Genomic DNA, 20,592 nt, shown 5'->3' with positions numbered 1-20,592 from the left:
ATGGTCGCCGAATCAGTAAAAATCTATAATGAATATAGGCCTCACACAGCTCTAAAATACAAAACGCCCGATGAAATACATCGAGCGTTTTAGTCAATCAAGTGTCAACCCATATCAGGACGGGTCACAGTATCGTGATATTACTTCAGGGTTAGCTGGTCAGTAGTTTCTGCAGTTTATCTCTTAGCATCTCGATATGAGTTCTTTCTGGTGTTTGTTCTTTACAGTGCTCAAGAATGAATTCGATAGAGCTCAGTACCGTTCGCCAGCGAGGTGTTTTCGGTAGAGTTTCTACGCGTAGGTATTTGTCTAGCGTTCTCGTTTGCAGGGTACTACGGTCTAAGTAGACTCGCCACAAGCCACTCTTTTCTGCGAAAGCAAACTTGGTCTCCCCAGTAACAGACTCCCAGTAGATAATGGCATTGGTCATGACATCGACTAGTACTTCACGCATCAGCTCTTGTTTGTTTTTACCTTCACCGGTTGCCTTATCAGCAAGGCGAGTAAATTCACCGCCAAGCTCCTTCAGTTGTTGAAGCTTATCTTTGTCACCTTCAAAGGCGTAGCTTGAAAGTGCCTCAACCGCTGTTTCAAGGTTATTGACTCGGTTTGAGTTAACGCCACCACCGACATTGAAGATATACATGGTGTCGAGCCCTGAGCCTTCAGGTAGCTTAAGGATGTCACTTGGAATGCGCTGACGTGTGTCGTCTATATAGATATCAATATCACCACAGTAGTGAGCTTGTTCCACCTTCAGGTATTTAGGCGCGATGATCTCGTCGGCCATTGAGCGCTTGAGTTGTTCTTGCCCACGTCTAAACAGCTTAGCAGCCGCTTCGTTGGCGAAGCGAATACGTTGGTCATCACGAATACAGATGATGGCTTCAGGGGCTGACTCTAACTGCTCCAACAAGCGACCTTGAGTTTCTAGTAGGTTAGCTTCAACCATGGCCCTGTGTTTAAGTTCTAGTTGCAGCTGATCATTCTCAAGACGTCTTTGCTCAGCTTTGCTTGCTGATAGGTGCGCAGTAATTCGAGCCGCCAGTTCTTGTTTGTTGAAAGGCTTGGATAAATAGTCATTGGCACCCGCTTCGAAACCGCGAACCCGGTCTTCTGCTTGGTTTAGTGCAGTGAGCATAATGATTGGCAATTGTGCATGGTCATACTGTTTACGTAGCGCCTCACACACTTGATAGCCACTCATACCCGGCATCATAATATCGAGCAGAAGTAATTCTGGTTTCTCTTTTTCAATCAACTCGATGGTTTCAGGGCCGTCACATGCGGTACGTACTCGATAACCTTCCAATTTCAAGAAGCTGTCTAGCACGCGTAGGTTTACCGGCTCATCATCAGCAATTACCAATAACGGGCCATCTGGGTTTTCACTGATAACGCTGTTTTCTTGCTGGCTGTTATCGATTAAATCGGGCGCTTGGAAGTGTGAGTAGCTCCCTGATTCACTGTAGCAATCCAGTTCTTCTTGGGTAGCTAAAGGTAATGTGAAGCTGAACGTAGTGCCAAGCATCGGCTGGCTACTTACATACAGTGACCCACCCATCAATTCGATTAACTGACGACTGATGGATAACCCAAGGCCGGCACCTTGACGATAGCTACTTGCGTCTTGGCCAGCTTGAATCAATGGCTCAAAGATGTGTTCAAGATATTCAGCAGGTATACCTTGGCCGGTATCAACAACTTGTACTCGAATGTTGTCGTCGATGACGCTTGCTGAGATAACAATCTTACCTTCTGATGTGTACTTGATGGCATTGCCAACCAAGTTATACATCACTTGCTCAAGTCGTTGAGGATCCGATGAAACGAGCCCTAAATCACTTGGCACTTGGTTAATTATGCGGATTGGTTTGTTACCTAACAGATGATGAGATAACTCAAGCACTAAGCTGGTGGCAGCAGATAAATCAACAGCAGACTTCTTAATATCCAAGCTGCCATAGCGCATTTTATGGTAATCAAGCAGGTCATCAACCAGTGTAGCCAACCTCTGACCACTATTGATGATGATATCCAATTGGTACTTCTGGTTGGCAGGAATAGGGCCGTTAGCACCAGATATTAGCGCTTCAGCGATGCCAACCATGCCATGCAATGGCGTTCTCAATTCATGTGAGGTGGTGGCTAAGAATTCATCTTTAAGTTTGTTCGCCAGTTGCAATTCTTCGTTTTGCTTCTGAATGGTCTTAAGGTTGTCCTCAAGCTCACCGTTTTGGCTCTTGATGAGCTGCATTTTTTCACGGATCGATCGCTGCATTCTTTCGAAGCTAACCGCGAGTCGACCTATTTCATCTTTGCGTTCGGTATTGATCATGGTTTCATCAAGATCACCAGCAGAGACTTTCTCGGCAGCCCATGTGAGCTTGAGGAGAGGGGAAGTGATGAAATTGGACAGATAATGCGATGCGACAAACACAAGAATGATCGCCGTTAGCATCACGATCACGAAGATCTTCTCTAACTGATGAATACGGGCAAACGCCTCTTTTTCTGGCAGCTCTACGACAAGAGCCCATGTTGCGTATTTCAGCTCAATTGGGGTATATGCTGCGATGATCGCTTGATCTTGAGTGTTGTTGAACGTACCTACGGCCGTTTCGCCAGCCAATGCTTTGTCGACAACGTCTAAGCTTAAATTAATCGACTCTTGCGAATGGGCGAGGCTGCGTGGCAGGTGATCATCACCCACAAGCAGTGTTTGAATATTTGAACTCTTGTTGAGATCCGCGATCAGCTTAGTAATCCCATTGATTGGCAGCCTAAACATGGCGTAACTGTGCAGGTAGCCTTGTTGAACAATAGGCGCACCTAACCAAGCCGTCTGCTTACCGTTCTCATCTTTAAAGTCAGAAACGATAACCGGTGTATAGTCCTCGTTGGATTTACGTTTGTCTTTTACGTCTTTTGCTAAGCGTTGAAAGGTAACGCCTAGGTTTGAATCTTTGTACTTACCTGTTAGCAAGTTAGTGCCGTAATCATCACGCTTAAAGATTGAGTAAGCGACGTTACCGTTAATGTCGACTAATAGAATGTCATCAAAGTCTGAACGCTTAAGCAATTCCTGATATGAGTTATGGTAGCGCTTGTGAAGCAGTCGATAACGTTCGCTGCCAATAAAGCTACTAGATTCTGGAAGAATCGATGTCTTGATTTGATCGCCTGAGCCTTGAATGTAACGCTGCTGCGCATTACTGCGCGCTTCGTCAATATCTAACCCTAAGCGTTGGAACGCATTGATTAAACCATAGAATCGCCCGCCACTGGCATTGGCAAGTTCTGAGCGAACAAAGCCCATGACTTGGGACTCTTGAGCTTGTAGGTAATCGACAATTTGCTGTTGCTTAGTATCACGGACTGAAACAAGGTGCGAAGTACTTTGTTCCTGAAGATCCTGACTGTGCGACTGGAGGAAAAATATCGCGATAAGTGTCACTGGGGTAATACTGAGGACAAGAAATGCCAGCATTAGGGTATTTTGAAGGCGCTTAAACTTCTGCTTTCGATAGAATCTAAACATAAATTGGGTACTACTTTCCTTTGATGTACTGCTAAAAGGGGAGAAAACAAGTACAGAGAATAGAATTAATGGGTTCCAATTTAACGAAATTAACGAGTTTTTTTACTTTGACAAGTAAGTGGTATTTAAAGCGTGTGCAAAAGCTCATTTTTATAGAGTTTTGATAGAAATATGAACAGACAGCGCAGATTATGACCCTGCGCTGTGTTAGATAGGCTACTTGTTTGCGTGGTATATCGCGAATTTAGTGGTCTTATTTAGAGTCGCGCATTTTCCAAACGCTTGTTCAATAATAGGTATGTATTTTAAGAAGCTGTTTGCAACAATAATCATTTCACCAGAGCGCTTCAGGTGCTTTGGTGCCTGCGCTAGCAGAGTTTCCGTTGCGCTGTAGCTTGTGTCTAATCCTGAGTGGAAAGGCGGGTTACTGATGATGAACTGATAGTCTTTAGACGTATCAGAATAAACATCAGAAGCGAAAACTTTGCCCGTTAGACCATTGGCTTCGAGGGTTGCTTGGCTTGATGCGACTGCGAACGCGCTGATATCACACATTTCCAGCTCGATATCAGGGTTGCGAGATGCCATTACCGCGCCTAATACACCTGCACCACAACCGAAATCCAGTACCTTACCTTTCAGTTTTGGCAGAGTATCAAGTAGCAGTTGGCTACCTACATCAAATTGGCCGTGACTAAACACACCTGGAAGGCTTTTTACAGTCAGTGATTGCTCATCAATGTTAACTGTATAGGTTTTAAACCAGTCTTGCAGGTTAAAGGCTTGTGGTTGCTCGAAGCATTGACCCCAGTAGAAAGAGCAACGGCGCGCTGAATCGTATTTCACGACTTTGCCGTAAGGAGCAAACATCTTCTCGATGCTTTTCACGCCTGAACGGTTCTCGCCAACTACGACAATCTCGGTATCTTTACCTAGCTTGGCAAATAACATCGCCAACAGAAATTCCGCTTCCGCTTTAGCCTTTGGCCAGTACAGCATTACTAAGTCGGCTTTGGTTTCTTCGGTAAACTCCGCACCATAAAAACGTTGGATGGTGTTGCAGCCTTCTAATTGACGGTAGTAGCTGTAATTAGAGGTAAACACGGTGACTGATTCACAATGTTTCGCTAATTCAACAGGGAATAAGTCTTCTGCCTCACCTGCAACTAAAACATGTTTGCCTTCAAAGTAGGCGAGTTGACGTTGAGCAATCTGGCTTGGGGCAATATAAGCTGACATAGGACACTCTATTGAATCGTTAGCAAAAAATGAGGGCGGATTTTCGCATAATCCGCCCAAAGCTTGAAGTGTTTAATACGGGTTCGCCAATCAAGTTGACGTCAAGTTCGTTAACTCTTGTCTTGCTGGTTTAAAAAGTCTTTAAACTCTTCATCGTAGATGTTGAATAGGACAATGGTAATCGCAAAAATTAGCGGGCCGTAGATAAGACCAATTAGGCCAAACAATTGAATACCACCTAACAGTGAGAAGAAGATCATCAAGGTATTCATGCCTGCACTGCCTTGCATCAGCAGCGGACGAAGCAGATTATCAATCGAACCAACAATCGCTACACAGTAAACCGTTAGGAAAATAGCCCACGTTGTATCGCCTGTTAGGAACAAGTAGGTCGCCGCAGGGATCCAGATTAGAGCGGTCCCTACAACTGGGATGAAAGAGGCAAAGCCCATCATGGTGCCCCAGAAGAGGCCTGGGAAACCGGCAATCCACATACCTAAACCGCCCGCAAAACCTTGTGCTATTGCGGTTAAGAATGAACCCATTACAGCTGATTTAGATACTTGCTCAATCTCTGTTAGAAGCTTGTCTTCTTGGCTGCGAGATAAAGGAAGAATATGACGAACCACACTGATGATTTTGTCGTGATCTCTTAGTAGGAAGAACAGAACAAACAGCATCAAGAAGAAATCCATCAAGAAATTGGTCGCATCACCAAGGATTTTTGCACTGATACCAACCAATTTTGAACCAAAACTGGTCGCAAATTCACCGACTTTCTGTGCGATGGCTTGAGGCTCAATGTTGTCGAAAGGCAAGTAGTTATTCACAAATGACAGCGCTTTGACCACTAATGGGTGTGCAAACAGAGTCTGAATACCGCCGTGGGTCACCCATTGGTAGGTGTTCTGAGAGAACAGAGAACCTTGCTGAACAATTGCTGCGAATACTGCCAATAAAGGGATAACAATAATGAAAGTCAGAATCACACAAGACAGCAGAGAGACGATATTTTCTTTATTTGGGAGCTTTTTTTCAAGCCACTCATGGATTGGGAACATCAATAGTGAAATGATAAAGGCCATCACGATTGAGTTGACGTACGGCTCTATAAGCAAGTAACAAGCATAAGCCGCCGCAAGTAGGGCGATGATGATCACCCAGTGGCTGGTATTGATTTTGAGTTTTTCTGACACGTTAATGGTCTCTATATTTGCGTTCTGAGTTTATAATGGCTGCAAAACAGAGAGTTAGCAATGAGGAGTTTTGATAATGGGATGCTGTAATAAAGATAAGAAATGCCAAGATGAAGAACAGCAAACAAAAAAAGAGATCCCTTGGTTCAGAATGTTCCTTGGCACCTTGATGTTGTTGGTTTTTCTTTTCTGGGAACGTTAGTCGCTTTTGGTTCAGCTTTGGCCTTAATCGACGGCTAAATAAGCTGTCATATTTGTGGCTAATGAACGCGATGTATAAAAAAGGGCTGCATCTAATGCAGCCCTAAATTCAATCGGTTAGCGACTTATAAAGTGCTTTCGACTATTTGCTTTCAGCAGCAATGATCGCAAGAGAGCGGTCAGCAGCTTCTAGTGTTGCATCCAGTTCTTTTGAACCATGAGCAAGAGAAGTAAAGCTTGCTTCGAATGCTGAAGGTGCAAGGTAAACACCGTGATCTAGCATTAGGTGGAAGAAGCGCTTGAAGCGTTCTACATCACACTTAGTTACATCTTCGTAGCACGTTACAGTTTCTTGGTCTGTGAAGAAGAAACCAAACATACCGCCAACTTGGTGAACTAGCATAGGGATGCCGTGCTTGTCAGCAAGTTGCTTGAAGCCATTTGCCAACTGCTTAGTTTTTGACGCTAGACGCTTTTCGTTGCCTTCTTCTCTTAGAAGGTTCAAACATGCGTAGCCAGCAGCCATAGCAACAGGGTTACCTGAAAGCGTACCCGCTTGGTAAACAGGCCCAGTTGGTGCGATGTATTGCATCACGTCTTTACGACCACCAAAAGCACCCACAGGCATGCCGCCGCCGATCACTTTACCAAGACACGTTAAGTCTGGCTTGATGTTGTAGTAAGCCTGAGCACAACCTTCAGCAACGCGGAAACCTGTCATTACTTCATCAAAGATTAGCAACGCACCTTCTTGGTCACAGATTTCACGTAGACCTTCGTGGAAGCCTTCTACTGGTGGGATACAGTTCATGTTGCCCGCTACAGGCTCGACGATGATACAAGCGATCTCGCCTTTGTTTGCTGCGAAGATTTCACGTACTGAATCTAGATTGTTGAAGGTTGCTGTTAGCGTTAGTTTCGCAAAATCAGCTGGTACGCCAGGAGAGCTTGGTTGACCTAACGTCAGTGCACCAGAACCTGCTTTTACCAGTAGGCTGTCTGCGTGACCGTGGTAACAGCCTTCAAACTTAAGAATTTTGTCACGACCAGTAAAGCCACGAGCAAGACGAATCGCACTCATTGTTGCTTCTGTACCTGAGCTCACCATACGTAGCTGTTCCATTGATGGAACCATCTCAGAGACAAGTTCAGCCATTTTTATTTCAGTTTCGGTTGGAGCACCGAAGCTAAGGCCGCGTTGCGCTGCATCAATGACAGCTTCACGGATAACTGCGTGGTTGTGACCAAGGATCATTGGGCCCCAAGAACCAACGTAATCGATATATGCTTTCCCATCAGCATCAAAAAGAAGTGGGCCGTCAGCTCTATCAACGAAGATTGGAGAACCACCTACACCGTTAAAAGCGCGCACTGGAGAGTTAACGCCACCTGGAATAGTTTGCTGTGCCTTTTGATACAGTTCTGCTGATTTGGTCATTGATATATCCTCTTTTGACTGTCGGACCAATTGGCACGCATTGTACCTATCCAGAATCCAACTAGGAATGCTTTCGCCGATATAATCCCCCGAATCTGGTTGTTTTGTGTGGTTACACGTTTTAATTGTCAGATATGGGCGAGTTTACGACAGTAAAAGGAACGATCCTGTGGTGAATACTTGAACGTTTCAGTCAGGTATTAGATAATCACCAGAATATAAGAAAATACTCAACAACTATGGTCTCGAATTAGATTTGTATCATGTTGTTTTTGACACAGGTAAGAGAGGTTGTCGTGAGCGAAGTAAATATCCCATTGTCTTTTTCTGATGCAGCAGCTACACGCGTACAAACGCTAATTGCTGAAGAAGAAAACCCAGAACTAAAACTGCGTGTATACATTACAGGTGGCGGTTGTAGTGGTTTCCAATACGGCTTCACATTTGATGAAAAAGTAAATGATGGCGACACTACTATTGTAAACAGCGGTGTTACGCTGGTTGTTGACCCAATGAGCCTACAGTACTTAATGGGCGGCATGGTTGATTACACTGAAGGCCTAGAAGGCGCACGTTTCTTTGTGAACAACCCGAACGCGACAACAACATGTGGCTGTGGTGCATCATTTAGCGTCTAACGTGAACTGAAAGGTAGCTTGAACTGAGAGCTACATTAGAAATATTTTAAACGCTGAGCTCATGCTCGGCGTTTTTGTTTTTAAGCAATACATCATATAAAACAGACAGTAATTCGACCTGTTCTAGCCATACACACTAAGAGGTATTTTAGCTGGGAATGTGTAATCTTAATTTCATCTACCTGACTTATAGTAAACGCCATATTTTTTAAACTGTCGATAGAGTCCAACTTCGTTGGGGGTGGGTCTGTTAAGGTTACCGCAGTGCATCAGGATGTTGCATATGACAGTGTTAAGCTAATTAGCGCGCCTTAATAACATCGGACAAAAGGATTTGCTATGCCCACTCTATTTTCTAACTCTCCACTTTTTCAGAAACTGAAGCAGCCGTGGTTGGTTTCTCTGATGCTAGTTGTACTGTTGTCGATTTGGCTTGGTTTAGGAGTGGGGCAAGCGGAAGAGTCACCTGAAAAAAAAGCGACAGAAATTCCGTTGGCTAAGGTTTCCTTTCAAACATTTACTTCATCACCGACCTTTAAAACGATTGATCTCTATGGTCGAACGGCGCCCGATAGGCATGCTCGTTTAGGAGCAGAAGTTGCGGGCAAGGTTGTTAGATTGAACGTTGTGAAGGGCGATGCGGTTAAATTTGGACAAGCCATTGCCCAGATAGATAAAGGTGATTTAGAGATTCAACTAGAGCGAGCATCTGCGTTATATCGCTTGAAGCAGAAAGAATTCAAAGCGGCGCAATCTTTGAAGAAAAGAGGGCTGCAAGGTGAGATAGCTTATACCACCGCTGAGGCTTCATTAACGGAAGCAAAGGCCATGAAGCGCAATGCGGAACTGGCTTTAAAGAATACTGTGATTACTTCGCCTTTTTCGGGTGTGGTTCAAGATTTGATGGTGGAGCTTGGTGACTTTGTTGGGGTTGGCGATCCGGTCGCAGGCGTGATTGACCTCGATCCTTTGGTTATTGAGGCCGATGTCAGTGAGCGTCATATCCAACACTTGTTAGTCAATCAATCTGCTTTGGTTCGCTTGTTAGGGCGAGAAGAAGCGGAAGGCCGCTTACGCTATGTTTCTCGAATCTCTTCTGCTGCTACCAATACCTTCCCAATAGAGATTGAAATCGATAACTCCAAAGGCCTATTACCTGCAGGTGTCAGTGCAGAAGTAACACTCAACCTAGAAACAAGAGATGCAATCAAGATTACACCTGCCATGCTGGCACTGGATGAGGCAGGTAACCTTGGGGTCAAAACTTTGGTTTCAGTCGATGACTCACCAACCGTGAAATTTGTAGGCATTCAGCTAGTAAAGGCAGAGCAAGATGGAGTTTGGCTCACAGGACTTGGACAACGCGTCGATATCATTACAGTAGGCCAAGGGTTTGTACGTGATGGTGATTCGGTGGTTGCTGTTGAGCAAGGCGCTGAACTCTCTAATGTAATTGCTGAGTAGGAGATAGCCGATGTATTCAATTATTGATGCAGCCTTGTCTCGAGCTCGAACAATGCTCTCCCTTTTAGCGTTAATCCTTGTCGCGGGTGCTGTGACTTATATTACGATCCCTAAGGAATCGAGCCCTGACATTACGATTCCTATTATCTATGTTTCTGTAGGGCATCAAGGTATCTCTCCTACTGATGCCGAACGTTTATTAGTTCGACCAATAGAACAAGAGCTTAGGTCTATTGAAGGCGTAAAAGAGATGACGGCAACGGCAGCAGAAGGCCATGCCTCTGTTGTGTTGGAATTTAATGTCGGTGTTGACCTCACCAAAGCAATGGCTGATGTTCGCGATGCCGTTGATCTGGCTAAGCCCAAATTGCCAGAAGACAGCGATGAGCCAACCGTGAATGAGGTGACGCTTGCTTCTGAGCAGCCTGTGTTGTCAGTGGTTCTGTTTGGTACCGTGCCTGAGCGCACCATAGTACAAATCGCTCGAGAGCTCGGAGATAAACTCGAGAGCTATCGTCAGATCCTTGAAGTCGACATTGCAGGCGATCGCGATGACATCGTGGAAATCATCGTTGATCCATTATTGATGGAGAGTTACAGCCTAGATCAAGCGGACATCTATAATCTGATTGCTTTGAATAACCGAGTGGTGGCCGCAGGCTTTGTTGATACAGGCTACGGGCGTTTTTCTGTCAAAGTCCCTTCTGTGTTTAACTCCTTAAAAGACGTACTTGAGTTGCCAATCAAAGTGGATGGTAAACAGGTGGTCACTTTTGGCGATGTGGCTACGGTTCGCCGAGCGTTTCGAGATCCTGAAAGCTTTGCCCGTTTAGATGGCAAATCCGCGGTTGTCTTGGATATCAAGAAACGTGCAGGTGAAAACATCATTGAAACCGTTGAGTTAGTCAAAGCGGTAATGGCTGGTGCTCAGCAGCAAGAGGGCTGGCCAAATAATTTGCTAGTTAAGTACACGTGGGACGAATCTAAAGATGTGAAGATCATGCTTAATGATCTTCAAAATAATATCTTATCCGCCATCATCTTAGTGGTGATCGTTATCATCGCCATTCTTGGTGTTCGAACCGCGCTATTGGTCGGAATTTCAATTCCTGGATCGTTCCTCACGGGATTGTTGGTGTTGTCTGTGTTTGGTCTAACCGTCAACATCGTGGTGCTGTTCTCGTTGATCATGGCTGTGGGCATGTTGGTCGATGGCGCAATTGTGGTTACCGAGTTTGCCGACAGGCGAATGCAAGAAGGTGAAGGACGTAAAGCCGCTTACCGGGATGCCGCTAAGCGTATGGCATGGCCGATAACAGCGTCTACTGCGACAACGTTGGCGGCATTTGCTCCGTTACTGTTTTGGCCGGATGTGACGGGCGAATTCATGAAGTTCTTGCCATTAACGTTGATTGCAACCTTAACCGCTTCATTGATTATGGCGTTGTTGTTTGTGCCTGTACTCGGTGGTTTGATTGGTAAACCTCAATATGTATCGCCCAAAAGCCAAGCTCGAATGGTGGCACTGCATAATGGCGACTTTTCACAAGCGACAGGCTTAACCAAAGCGTACTACCACACGTTGTCGATTGCGATTAAGCACCCCTTTAAGATTCTTTTCAGTGCGATATTACTTGCGGTTGCGGTTGGTTTTACGTATTCAAAAGCGGGGCTAGGTGCAGAGTTCTTCCCAGAAGTTGATCCGCCATTCTTTAACGTCAAAGTTCGTTCTCATGGTGATCTATCCATCCAAGAGAAAGATGTCATCATGCGTGATATTGAACAGATGATGCTCAATCATGATGAGTTCGATACTGTTTACACGCGAACGGGTGGGGACGATCAGATTGGTTTGATATCGATCACCCCTGTGGATTGGCAATACCGTCGCAGTGTTAAGGCGATCATTGAAGAATTAAAGGTGCACACCGATCAATTCGCAGGGGTCGAGATTGAATATAAGTTTCCAGATGCAGGGCCTCCGGTTGAGAATGACTTAGTGATTGAGCTGTCGGCAAGAACAGCAGAGCAGCTGAATCAGGCTGCAAAAATTGTAAGAAACTGGGCGGATGGCAATCAGGCGCTGACCAATATAAGTGATACCGCGAGTAAAGATGGCATCGATTGGAAAGTGGATATTCGCAGAGATGATGCTGCGCGTTTTTCGGCTGATGCGACCTTGGTGGGTAATACGGTTCAATTCGTCACTAACGGGCTAAAGATTGGCGATTACCTCCCAGATGATTCTTCAGAAGAGGTCGATATCTTGGTGCGCTATCCAAGCGATAAAAGAGATATTGGGCGCTTTGACCAACTAAGAGTTAAAACACCAGCAGGCTTGGTGCCGATCACTAACTTTGCTCAGATTGTGCCAGACCATAAGCAGGACACGATAAAGCGTCTTGATGGTAAGCGTGTTGTGAACATCATGGCGGATATGGAAGAGGGTTATAACCTTGCACTCGAACTGCCAAAGATTGAGCAAGCGTTAAGTGAGTTAGGTTTACCAAGTAGTGTCGAGTTTCGTATTCGTGGTCAAAATGAAGAACAAGAAAACTCGTCAGCCTTCTTACAAAGTGCTTTCTTAGTTGCATTGGCGGTGATGGCTTTGATTTTGATTACTCAGTTCAATAGCTTCTATCAAGCGTTTTTGATTCTTAGTGCGGTGCTGTTCTCAACGGTTGGTGTGTTTGTTGGTTTGCTTATCTTCCAGCGTCCGTTTGGCATTGTGATGTCCGGTATTGGAGTGATAGCGCTGGCAGGAATTGTGGTAAACAACAATATTGTGCTGATTGATACCTATAACCAACTGATAAAACGCGGCTTGGACAAGCGAGATGCGATTCTCAGGACGGGTGTTCAGCGTTTAAGACCAGTAATGCTTACTACGGTTACCACCATTTTAGGCTTGATGCCGATGGTGTTAGAAATGAACATCGATCTGATTAATCAAAAGATAGAATTCGGAGCGCCGAGCACGCAGTGGTGGTCGCAACTCGCTACGGCCATTGCGGGAGGTTTGGCCTTTGCAACGGTACTAACCTTGGTCCTGACACCTTGTCTGTTGATGTTAGGGCGAGATAAGAAGCCCGATGTTCTCTCAAGCAACGACTGTTAAAGATAAGTCCTAGTTCGACGGAAATAAAAAGAGCGCCTAGGTGGGCGCTCTTTTCGTTGGTTTATATGGCTATTAATCTAATTAGTCACTAGTAGCCTAATTAGTTGCTAGTAACTGGCCGTATCGCTCAAGGTTACTCAATCGAATTTCTGAGTTCGCAATAAATGTTGCTTTTGCTTTACCTGTTAACGACTTAGATTGCGGTAATTTCACGGTACGCGCATTCTTATGTACGCCATTGACTAAGAATTCATAGTGTAAGTGCGGGCCTGTAACACGACCTGTACCACCCAAAGTACCAATGGTTTGACCTTGTTTTACGCGCTGCCCCGTTTTCACCATACGTCGCTTCATGTGCAGGTACTTGGTGATGTAGGTGTTGCTGTGTCGAATGAAAACATAGTTACCGTTGAATTGGTTATAACCCGACTTCTGAACAATACCGTCACCGGCTGCCCATATCGGCGTGCCAACAGGAGCTGCATAGTCGGTGCCTCGGTGCGCTCGAACCTTGCCGGTTACTGGGTGTTTTCGATTAGGGTTAAAGTTGGATGTCACACGACGGAAATCAATCGGTGATCGCAGGAAGGCTTTCTTCATTGCGCGACCGTTCTCATCGAAATAGTTGCCACTCTTATCATCCAATACCGCGGTAAATGAATCACCTTGGTTTTTGAATACGGCCGCCATAATCTTACCGCGACCAACAACTTCGCCTTCAACCACTTTCTCTTGGTACAAGATTTTGAAGCTGTCGTTGTTGCGAATATCTAACGCAAAGTCGATATCCCAACCGAATATACCCGCCAGTTCCATGATTTGGTTTGCAGTTAGGCCTGCATTGACGCCTGCATTCCAGAAGTTAGAAGTGATGTTGGCTTCGGCATAGTTGTACTGGTAGGCCACTTCTTTTTTGTCGAAGCTTGATGAGAAAGACTTGCCAGACTTAGTGATCTTGAAGCTTTCAAACGCACTAAGTTGTCGTTTTAACTGAATAAGGTCGTTGTTTTCATCAAAACCAAACTGCAATACATCGCCAGGTCTTAGGTTAGACAGCTGCTTCTTAATATCATTATTGGTATTGAGTAGCGTGATCAGCAAGCGGTATGAGAGGCCAATACGTTCAAATAAGACAGAGGTGCTTTCGCCTGAACGGACGGTGTATTTCTCCCAATTAAGCACTGCCGTCGGCGGTGCGTCACTCGAGCTAACAAGCGCGGATGCATTGATAGTCAGTGGGTAATGTTTCCCCACCACTAAAGCGCCCGTATCGTCACGCAAACTGCTGACATCGGGGAGTAAGAAGATCGCGACGAAAATTACGGCACTAAAAAATGCGATAAAAGCCCGGTGCAAAATAGGAAGGCGTGCAAAAATAGACAACATGTTCCGGTTCGTTCTGTAAATATTATGAAAATCGACGACGGAATAGTGTAACTGGTTTCAAAATACATCGCTATTCAAGTAAGATGTCTAATTATTATATTTTTGCCAAATCTGTGGGAGTGAACAAGAATGGCGAGTATTGAAGCTGCACTAGCCGAGATCAAACGTGGCGTAGAAGAACTGATTCCAGAAGACGAACTGATTGCTAAATTAAAAGAAGGTCGTCCTTTACGCATTAAGCTGGGTGCCGATCCAACTGCTCCAGATATTCACCTAGGCCATACGGTTATCTTTAACAAGCTTCGTGCTTTCCAAGAGCTTGGTCATGAAGTGACATTCCTTATTGGTGATTTCACTGCAATGGTTGGTGATCCATCAGGTAAGAACTCAACGCGTCCACCGCTAAGCCGTGAAGACGTATTGAAGAATGCTGAAACTTACAAAGAGCAAGTATTCAAGATTCTAGATCCTGCGAAAACGCAAATTCGTTTCAACTCTGAGTGGCTATCTGAGCTTGGTGCTGAAGGCATGATTCGTCTTGCTTCTAACCAAACTGTTGCTCGTATGCTTGAGCGTGATGACTTTAAAAAGCGTTACGCTGGTGGTCAACCGATCGCAATCCACGAATTCATGTACCCACTTCTACAAGGTCACGACTCTGTTGCACTAGAGAGTGATGTTGAGCTTGGTGGTACTGACCAGAAGTTTAACCTTCTAATGGGTCGTGAACTGCAAAAAGCAGCAGGTCAAAAACCACAAGCGGTACTGATGATGCCATTACTTGTAGGTCTAGACGGCGTTAAGAAGATGTCTAAGTCTGCGCACAACTACATCGGTATTAGCGAAGCACCAAGCGAGATGTTTGGTAAGATCATGTCTATCTCTGACGATCTAATGTGGAGCTACTACGAGCTACTGTCTTTCCGTCCACTTGAAGAAGTTGCGGAACTGAAAGCTGGCGTTGAGGCGGGCAAAAACCCTCGTGACGTTAAAGTACTTCTAGCGAAAGAGATCATTGCTCGTTTCCACAGTGAAGCGGATGCTGAAGCGGCTGAGCAAGAGTTCGTTAACCGTTTTGCTAAAAACCAAGTTCCTGATGAGATGCCTGAATTTGAATTCGAAGCCGGCCTACCGATTGCTAACGTTCTAAAAGAAGCGGGTCTTGTAAACTCTACTTCTGATGCGATGCGTATGATCAAGCAAGGCGCTGCTAAGCTTGAAGGCGAGAAGATTGAAGACAGCAAGTTCGTACCTGAAGCTGGTACTGCGGTTTACCAAGTTGGTAAACGTAAGTTTGCTCGTATCACTATCAAATAATATCAATCTATATATTAAATTGTGATAGTTATACCGAAAGGCATCTACGGATGCCTTTTTTATTGCCCCCTATTTATTGACAGAAAGTTGACGAAGTTTTTGAACGTGCATTGCTACACTATGCGCGCTGTCATATTGACAGTAATTCTGGAGATTTTTATGAACAATACCGACCATCCTCCTAGTTTGAATGGAGAAGAATAACCCGTCTCGGTATTGATCTATTGTCCTGCCGTTCGGGTAGGGTATCTTTGTTTTTCCCCCTCATTCTTTTCCACACACTAGATTCTAACAAGTAGACACACCAGTAGCTTTCAGCTCTTGGTGCGCATTAATCTATAAATCTATAAACTTATGCTATTTGTTTTGATGGTCGTTACCTTTGCCAATCGGGAGATTCGCCATGACGGTAATGAACAACACTTTTTTATCTATCGAAGCTTTGTACACAGAGCAAGACATCCAAGCTGTATCGAATGCATTTCAACAGTATGGGCGTGAGCAACAAATTAACCTTTTAAACCGAATGCCACTTGAAGATGCGGTGTTAGTACTTGGGCAATGCTCTCTCAGTATTATTCAGACTTTACTTAGTGAGCTAGAAGAGCAGGGCTTTGAGAAGCGCTCACGACATCTAGCTCACCAACTAGGGCTGATCTACTCAGAGGTTGAGCCTCAACAAGGTTACCTTTCAACTGGAGTGCTTAGCCATGTTAGGCAGCGTATTGGTTGGATTATTGCGTTAGCACTATTGGGAATCGTCTCAGGGCTTATCATTGCCCAGTATGAAGACATCCTCAGTCAGTTGGTACTTTTGGCAATTTACATGCCTGTAATTGCTGCTGCTGGTGGTAACACCGGAACACAAGCCGCGACTTTGGTCATCAGGGCCTTAGCCACAGGCGAGTTGAAGAAGCGCCAATGGGCGAACGTTCTGTGGAAAGAATTTAGAGTTGCTATCTGCTTGGCACTTGCGATTGCCTTGGTGATGATAGGTCGCATCTTACTGTTCAGTGACAACCAATCAACGGGTGGTTATGACATTAATATGATTGCTTACGCGATTGCTGTCGCTCTGTTTATTCAAGTGACAATATCAACCGTGCTTGGCGCTGGATTGCCGATTGTTGCTCGGTTATTCAAGTTAGATCCGGCGGTGCTGGTGAGCCCTGTTTTGGCTTCAGTAGTCGACATTTCAGGGATGTGGATTTACTTCACGGTAGTGAATTCATTTTTGGGTATCGCTTAACGCCTATAAATAAAAACTTTGGAAACAAAAAGCACTTCCGAAGAAAAACACCTTAGAAACAAAAATGGCGCTGAAGATCATACGATCTTCAGCGCCATTTTTATTGTTTAAGTAGAAGCTTACAGAGAGCTAAACATTACTTAGATTTGCTTTGTGTTTGACTGAATTCGACCACACCTTTGTAGAAAGCTCGTTCAAACTGGGTGATTGGTGCTTCTACAGGTTTTTCTGGATCTTGCTCTTCAGGGAAGTAATCACGGACAAACTGTACAAACAGAGAGTTTGGATTGCCCGCTTTATCTAAACCAAAACCTGCCATGTTGTAGCTACCGTACAAAGATCCACTTTTCGCAATAATATTACCTTGGATTGGTGCTTTTCTCATACTCTGACGGTACTTGAGCGTTCCATTAGTGCCAGATGTAGGCATAGCCTCAATCAGGTTGAGCTGTTTGTCGTTATCCCAGATGTAACGCAGAACCTGAGCCATAGTTTGCGAGGTCATGCGATTATTCCTCGATAACCCTGAGCCATCAACCAACTGTGCTTTGTTTAGGTCAATGTTGGCCTTGGTCAGTAATATCTGTTTTATCGCTTCGGTGCCGTTATTGAAACTACCAGGCTGGACATAAAACGTTGCACCCAGTGTTTTGGTGAGGTTGTCTGCGATTAGGTTGTCTGATTTCTTCAACATGGTATCGAGCAGTTCAGGAAGCTTTTCAGAATGGTGGCTCGCGACTAACGTAGTTTTGTCTGCTTTAGCTTTTTTACCAACAATCACATCGCCTTTAACTTGGATTTTCAGCTCTTTAAGCAGTGAGGTCACGACTTGGTAGGTATAAAGCTCTGGATTTTGAATCGCAAACTTGAGCGGTAGTGGTTTCTTACGCTCAACTAAGCAACCAGAGAGCTTGTAAGCGTTGTCTGGAGTAGTAATGAGCTCTAAGTCGCATTGTGTCGCCTTCTGCCCTGAGCGAGTTACGGTGGCCGCGGTGGTTGTCACGTCTATCGGATAGTGGGCGGGAATATAGACTCGAGTGCTGCCGTTATCTTTTGTATAAATAGAGGCTTGTGCGCAGTTACTGTCTAAGGTCATTGCGCTAGAAGGTGCGCTGTAACAAACGCCTAGAATGTCCCAAGGCCAACCCACCGCTCGTTGATAGCCCGTATAAGCTGAGTTATCGAGATAAAGGTTACCGTTAATGGTTTTAGATTGTGATTTAGCATATTGAGCTAAAAGCCTTTTTAACTGCTCTCGTTGTAGCGTCGGGTCGCCACTAAATGAGATCACAACATCTTTATTAGAACGAACTATGTTGGTTGTGTAGTGAAAGTCATCTCCCAGTTCCAATTTAGCCGCCAAAGCTGTGACCAGTTTTAAAGTGCTGGCTGGTGGGTAAAAGCCAGCAGTGTCGGTATTTATTTCACTTGAATCGCCACTCAATGACTGCAGTATTAAGCTTGTGCTGCTGCCATCGGGCAGTTTATCAAGAGGGGTATATGCGAAAGCGTTAATTGAGTAACTACCAAGTGATAAGCCACATAGAAGTAGATTGGATAGAAGGCGCATAGAAGATTTTCTTGGATGGCTGATGTTTTCAAGTATACAGATATAAAAAACGCCCGCTAGAGAGCGGGCGTTTTGATTCTCAATTAACTAATTAATCAATTAGGTAATCAGAACTAGAAATCGTAACGTAGACCTAGAGCTAGCTCGTCTTCAGCTTGAGCAGACGTTGCGGTAGTTGATGCTGAAGTATCAATAGTTCCAATTTTATCACCTTTGCTGATAAGGTTGAAGTTGTACGATACGTAGCCACGGAAGTTAGGCTTGAAGTAGTAAGTTGCATCAATTGCAATGTTGTCTGCAGACGTTTCGCTATCAGTTTCAGCATTGTTGTACGTAGAAGAGAATACAGTTTGGCCTAGTGTGTAAGCCGCTGCTAATTCGTAACCTGTGTAATCAACCGCAGAGTTTAGGTCGTTAGTACCATTATTCTGTTGTTTTTCACCGTCTGTAAATACACCAGCAAAGTATAGGTCACCCATAGTGTAAGAACCAGAAAGCATGTATTCATTGCTCTTATCTTGGTCAGCATAACCAGCACCTAGCTTAAGGCCAGTTTCGCCGATTGCATAAATACCAGATAGTGAGTAACCATCTTTACCATTGTCAGTGAATTCGCCGTTAGCATCAACGCCATCACGGTCAGCGAAGCGGTAGCTTGCTTTAACACCTAGGTCTTGGAATTGACCTTTGTAAGAAAGCATGTTGTCCGTACGGTCAGCAGCAGCCAGTTTGTCTGCCGCAGAGTTACCGTGGTAAGCCATGATATCAGTGAAGTCTGTGATTACGCCTAGAGCGCCGTCATTTTTACCGTAAGTCACTTCACCGAATGTGCCGCCTAGACCTGCGTAGGTGTAACGGTTGTCTAGGTCAGAACCGTCATCGTTGTCAGCAGTAGTGAACTCACCTTCGTAGAAACCAACACCGTATAGACCGTCTTGGATTTCAACTTTACCTAGAAAGTTAAGACGGATACGAGATTCGTCAGACGCTTTGCCATCTTTCATAGATAGGCGAGCTTCAGCGCGACCGCCCATGTCTAGAGAAGTGCCGTCTTGGTTGTATAGTTCTGCCGCGTTAGCGCCAGTAGCAAGAGCTGCAGCAGATACAGCAAGCGCGATCATAGTCTTGTTCATGTTATTAATTCCTAATTACTGTCCATAAAGGTATTTATTAAGGATTTGAATCCTTTTTGTGTATTGCTCGTATTAATCAAGCTTCATAATCATGCTTAGAACAAAAGCGTGAAACTTGCCAGAGCAATTCATGAGGTACTTTTTACCCCTAAAGTTCCATAGTCAGTTAGTAAAATGATATCAATAAAAATTGTGAACACTGTTTTATTATATTTAATGTCATTTAAGCTTCTGTTTTTATTGTTTTTTTATAAAAGTGTGATCTGTGTTTATTTGGTTTGTTTTTGTTTTTTTTAGGTATTTGAACGCTGACTTATTGATGGGTGGGTTATTATTCATTTTTGTGATGTCTGTAATTTAGACCTAGATAAAGCTTTTATAACGCAAAGTGGAATAAAGGTGATTTAGCCATAAAGTTTGTTTACACTAAGCCAAATCGTTTTGTTTCTATCACCCAATAACTATGTTGGGTGGATTTATGTTGGCCAAAGAAAGCTTTGGCATAGAGGTAAAAAATGGAAAAGGTTCCAATGACAGTGCGTGGCGCTCAGCAGCTACGTGACGAATTAGATCGCCTACTTAAGCTACGTCCTATTATTTCAGCAGCTATTGGTGAAGCTCGTGAACTCGGTGACTTGAAAGAGAATGCAGAGTACCACGCCGCTCGTGAAGAGCAGGGTATCTGTGAAGCTCAAATTCGAGATATCGAATACAAGCTATCGTTAGCTCAGATCATCGATGTAACGCAGATGGATAATACGGGTAAGATTATCTTCGGTACGACAGTGACTCTGATCGACGTAGATACGGATGAAGAATTCCGTTACCAAATCGTTTCTGAAGATGAAGCTGAAATCAAAACAGGCCGCATTTCGGTGAAATCACCAATTGCACGTGGTCTTATCGGTAAGATGGAAGGCGACGAAGTACTGATCTCTACCCCTGGTGGTGACAAGGACTTCGAAATCGACAAAGTAGAATATATCTAATTGAATTTTCTTTGTTTCTGATAAGTAAAAAGGTCGCTAATGCGACCTTTTTCGTTTCTCACGCTACACTAAAAGGTAAGCACAGTGGCTTTCTTATTGTGGAGCTAGCTTGA

At 44.5% G+C, this 20,592-nt stretch carries 15 protein-coding genes; 8 read left to right on the top strand and 7 right to left on the bottom strand.

The genetic code is table 11. From position 1 onward, the window contains the following. On the top strand, positions 1–93 hold a 93-nt coding region (locus tag L3V33_RS11275), incomplete at its 5' end, for an integrase core domain-containing protein (protein ID WP_150330743.1). Between the two features lie 58 nt (positions 94–151). Here L3V33_RS11275 and L3V33_RS11270 read toward each other — a convergent pair. The 3 genes from L3V33_RS11270 to L3V33_RS11260 form a co-directional block, all read right to left on the bottom strand. Further along, positions 152–3,541, bottom strand: coding sequence for a response regulator (locus L3V33_RS11270; RefSeq protein ID WP_054547509.1), 3,390 nt, complete (start codon positions 3,539–3,541; stop codon positions 152–154). Between the two features lie 216 nt (positions 3,542–3,757). Beyond that, positions 3,758–4,780 carry a 16S rRNA (guanine(1207)-N(2))-methyltransferase RsmC gene (gene rsmC / locus L3V33_RS11265; RefSeq protein ID WP_237290392.1) on the bottom strand — a complete coding sequence of 341 codons (1,023 nt, stop codon included), beginning with the start codon at positions 4,778–4,780 and terminating at the stop codon, positions 3,758–3,760. A gap of 110 nt (positions 4,781–4,890) precedes the next feature. Then, positions 4,891–5,976 carry an AI-2E family transporter gene (locus tag L3V33_RS11260; protein ID WP_004734536.1) on the bottom strand — a complete coding sequence of 362 codons (1,086 nt, stop codon included), beginning with the start codon at positions 5,974–5,976 and terminating at the stop codon, positions 4,891–4,893. Between the two features lie 76 nt (positions 5,977–6,052). On the opposite strand from L3V33_RS11260, the gene L3V33_RS23165 reads away from it, so the two are divergent. Next, the gene (locus L3V33_RS23165) at positions 6,053–6,178 is read left to right on the top strand and encodes a hypothetical protein (RefSeq protein ID WP_004734537.1); all 126 of its coding nucleotides are present in this window, start codon (positions 6,053–6,055) and stop codon (positions 6,176–6,178) included. A gap of 141 nt (positions 6,179–6,319) precedes the next feature. Here L3V33_RS23165 and hemL read toward each other — a convergent pair whose 3' ends face one another. Continuing rightward, positions 6,320–7,615 carry a glutamate-1-semialdehyde 2,1-aminomutase gene (gene hemL, locus L3V33_RS11255; RefSeq protein ID WP_017084255.1) on the bottom strand — a complete coding sequence of 432 codons (1,296 nt, stop codon included), beginning with the start codon at positions 7,613–7,615 and terminating at the stop codon, positions 6,320–6,322. 296 nt (positions 7,616–7,911) lie between these two features. Between hemL and erpA the strand changes: the two genes are divergently transcribed. From erpA to L3V33_RS11240, 3 genes are all read left to right on the top strand, one after another. Then, a complete protein-coding gene (gene erpA, locus L3V33_RS11250) occupies positions 7,912–8,253 on the top strand; it encodes an iron-sulfur cluster insertion protein ErpA (RefSeq protein WP_004734539.1) in 342 nt (113 codons plus the stop codon). A gap of 339 nt (positions 8,254–8,592) precedes the next feature. Next, positions 8,593–9,717, top strand: coding sequence for an efflux RND transporter periplasmic adaptor subunit (locus L3V33_RS11245; RefSeq protein WP_054547512.1), 1,125 nt, complete (start codon positions 8,593–8,595; stop codon positions 9,715–9,717). Between the two features lie 10 nt (positions 9,718–9,727). Beyond that, entirely contained in the window at positions 9,728–12,835 is a 3,108-nt protein-coding gene (locus L3V33_RS11240; protein WP_237290391.1) for an efflux RND transporter permease subunit, read from the top strand. A 96-nt stretch (positions 12,836–12,931) separates the two neighbouring features. On the opposite strand, the gene L3V33_RS11235 is transcribed toward L3V33_RS11240, so the two are convergent. Then, a complete protein-coding gene (locus L3V33_RS11235; protein WP_237290390.1) occupies positions 12,932–14,221 on the bottom strand; it encodes a peptidoglycan DD-metalloendopeptidase family protein in 1,290 nt (429 codons plus the stop codon). A gap of 129 nt (positions 14,222–14,350) precedes the next feature. Between L3V33_RS11235 and tyrS the strand changes: the two genes are divergently transcribed. After that, positions 14,351–15,538, top strand: coding sequence for a tyrosine--tRNA ligase (tyrS, locus tag L3V33_RS11230; protein WP_004734518.1), 1,188 nt, complete (start codon positions 14,351–14,353; stop codon positions 15,536–15,538). 403 nt (positions 15,539–15,941) lie between these two features. After that, positions 15,942–16,787 (top strand): magnesium transporter, encoded by an 846-nt coding sequence (locus L3V33_RS11225; protein ID WP_026012370.1) that lies wholly within the window; start codon positions 15,942–15,944, stop codon positions 16,785–16,787. Positions 16,788–16,923: 136 nt separating this feature from the next. On the opposite strand, the gene dacB is transcribed toward L3V33_RS11225, so the two are convergent. Both dacB and L3V33_RS11215 read right to left on the bottom strand, forming a co-directional pair. Next, the gene (gene dacB / locus L3V33_RS11220; protein WP_237290389.1) at positions 16,924–18,357 is read right to left on the bottom strand and encodes a serine-type D-Ala-D-Ala carboxypeptidase; all 1,434 of its coding nucleotides are present in this window, start codon (positions 18,355–18,357) and stop codon (positions 16,924–16,926) included. 113 nt (positions 18,358–18,470) lie between these two features. After that, entirely contained in the window at positions 18,471–19,490 is a 1,020-nt protein-coding gene (locus L3V33_RS11215; protein WP_237290388.1) for a porin, read from the bottom strand. Between the two features lie 515 nt (positions 19,491–20,005). On the opposite strand from L3V33_RS11215, the gene greA reads away from it, so the two are divergent. Continuing rightward, a complete protein-coding gene (gene greA / locus L3V33_RS11210) occupies positions 20,006–20,479 on the top strand; it encodes a transcription elongation factor GreA (RefSeq protein ID WP_065205118.1) in 474 nt (157 codons plus the stop codon). The last annotated feature ends 113 nt before the right edge of the window (positions 20,480–20,592 follow it).

This window comes from Vibrio sp. A2-1 (assembly GCF_021728355.1).
GTDB lineage: Bacteria > Pseudomonadota > Gammaproteobacteria > Enterobacterales > Vibrionaceae > Vibrio > Vibrio splendidus_K.
The sequence above is the reverse complement of the archived record's forward strand: the minus strand, read 5'-3'. Positions and strand labels throughout refer to the sequence as shown.

Coding starts and splice junctions, on each gene's coding strand:
- tyrS (WP_004734518.1), top strand. CDS start 14,351: ATGGCGAGTATTGAAGCTGCACTAGCCGAGATCAAACGTGGCGTAGAA.
- L3V33_RS11225 (WP_026012370.1), top strand. CDS start 15,942: ATGACGGTAATGAACAACACTTTTTTATCTATCGAAGCTTTGTACACA.
- hemL (WP_017084255.1), bottom strand. CDS start 7,615: ATGACCAAATCAGCAGAACTGTATCAAAAGGCACAGCAAACTATTCCA.
- L3V33_RS11245 (WP_054547512.1), top strand. CDS start 8,593: ATGCCCACTCTATTTTCTAACTCTCCACTTTTTCAGAAACTGAAGCAG.
- dacB (WP_237290389.1), bottom strand. CDS start 18,357: ATGCGCCTTCTATCCAATCTACTTCTATGTGGCTTATCACTTGGTAGT.
- L3V33_RS11240 (WP_237290391.1), top strand. CDS start 9,728: ATGTATTCAATTATTGATGCAGCCTTGTCTCGAGCTCGAACAATGCTC.
- L3V33_RS11270 (WP_054547509.1), bottom strand. CDS start 3,541: ATGTTTAGATTCTATCGAAAGCAGAAGTTTAAGCGCCTTCAAAATACC.
- rsmC (WP_237290392.1), bottom strand. CDS start 4,780: ATGTCAGCTTATATTGCCCCAAGCCAGATTGCTCAACGTCAACTCGCC.
- L3V33_RS11235 (WP_237290390.1), bottom strand. CDS start 14,221: ATGTTGTCTATTTTTGCACGCCTTCCTATTTTGCACCGGGCTTTTATC.
- greA (WP_065205118.1), top strand. CDS start 20,006: ATGGAAAAGGTTCCAATGACAGTGCGTGGCGCTCAGCAGCTACGTGAC.
- L3V33_RS23165 (WP_004734537.1), top strand. CDS start 6,053: ATGGGATGCTGTAATAAAGATAAGAAATGCCAAGATGAAGAACAGCAA.
- L3V33_RS11215 (WP_237290388.1), bottom strand. CDS start 19,490: ATGAACAAGACTATGATCGCGCTTGCTGTATCTGCTGCAGCTCTTGCT.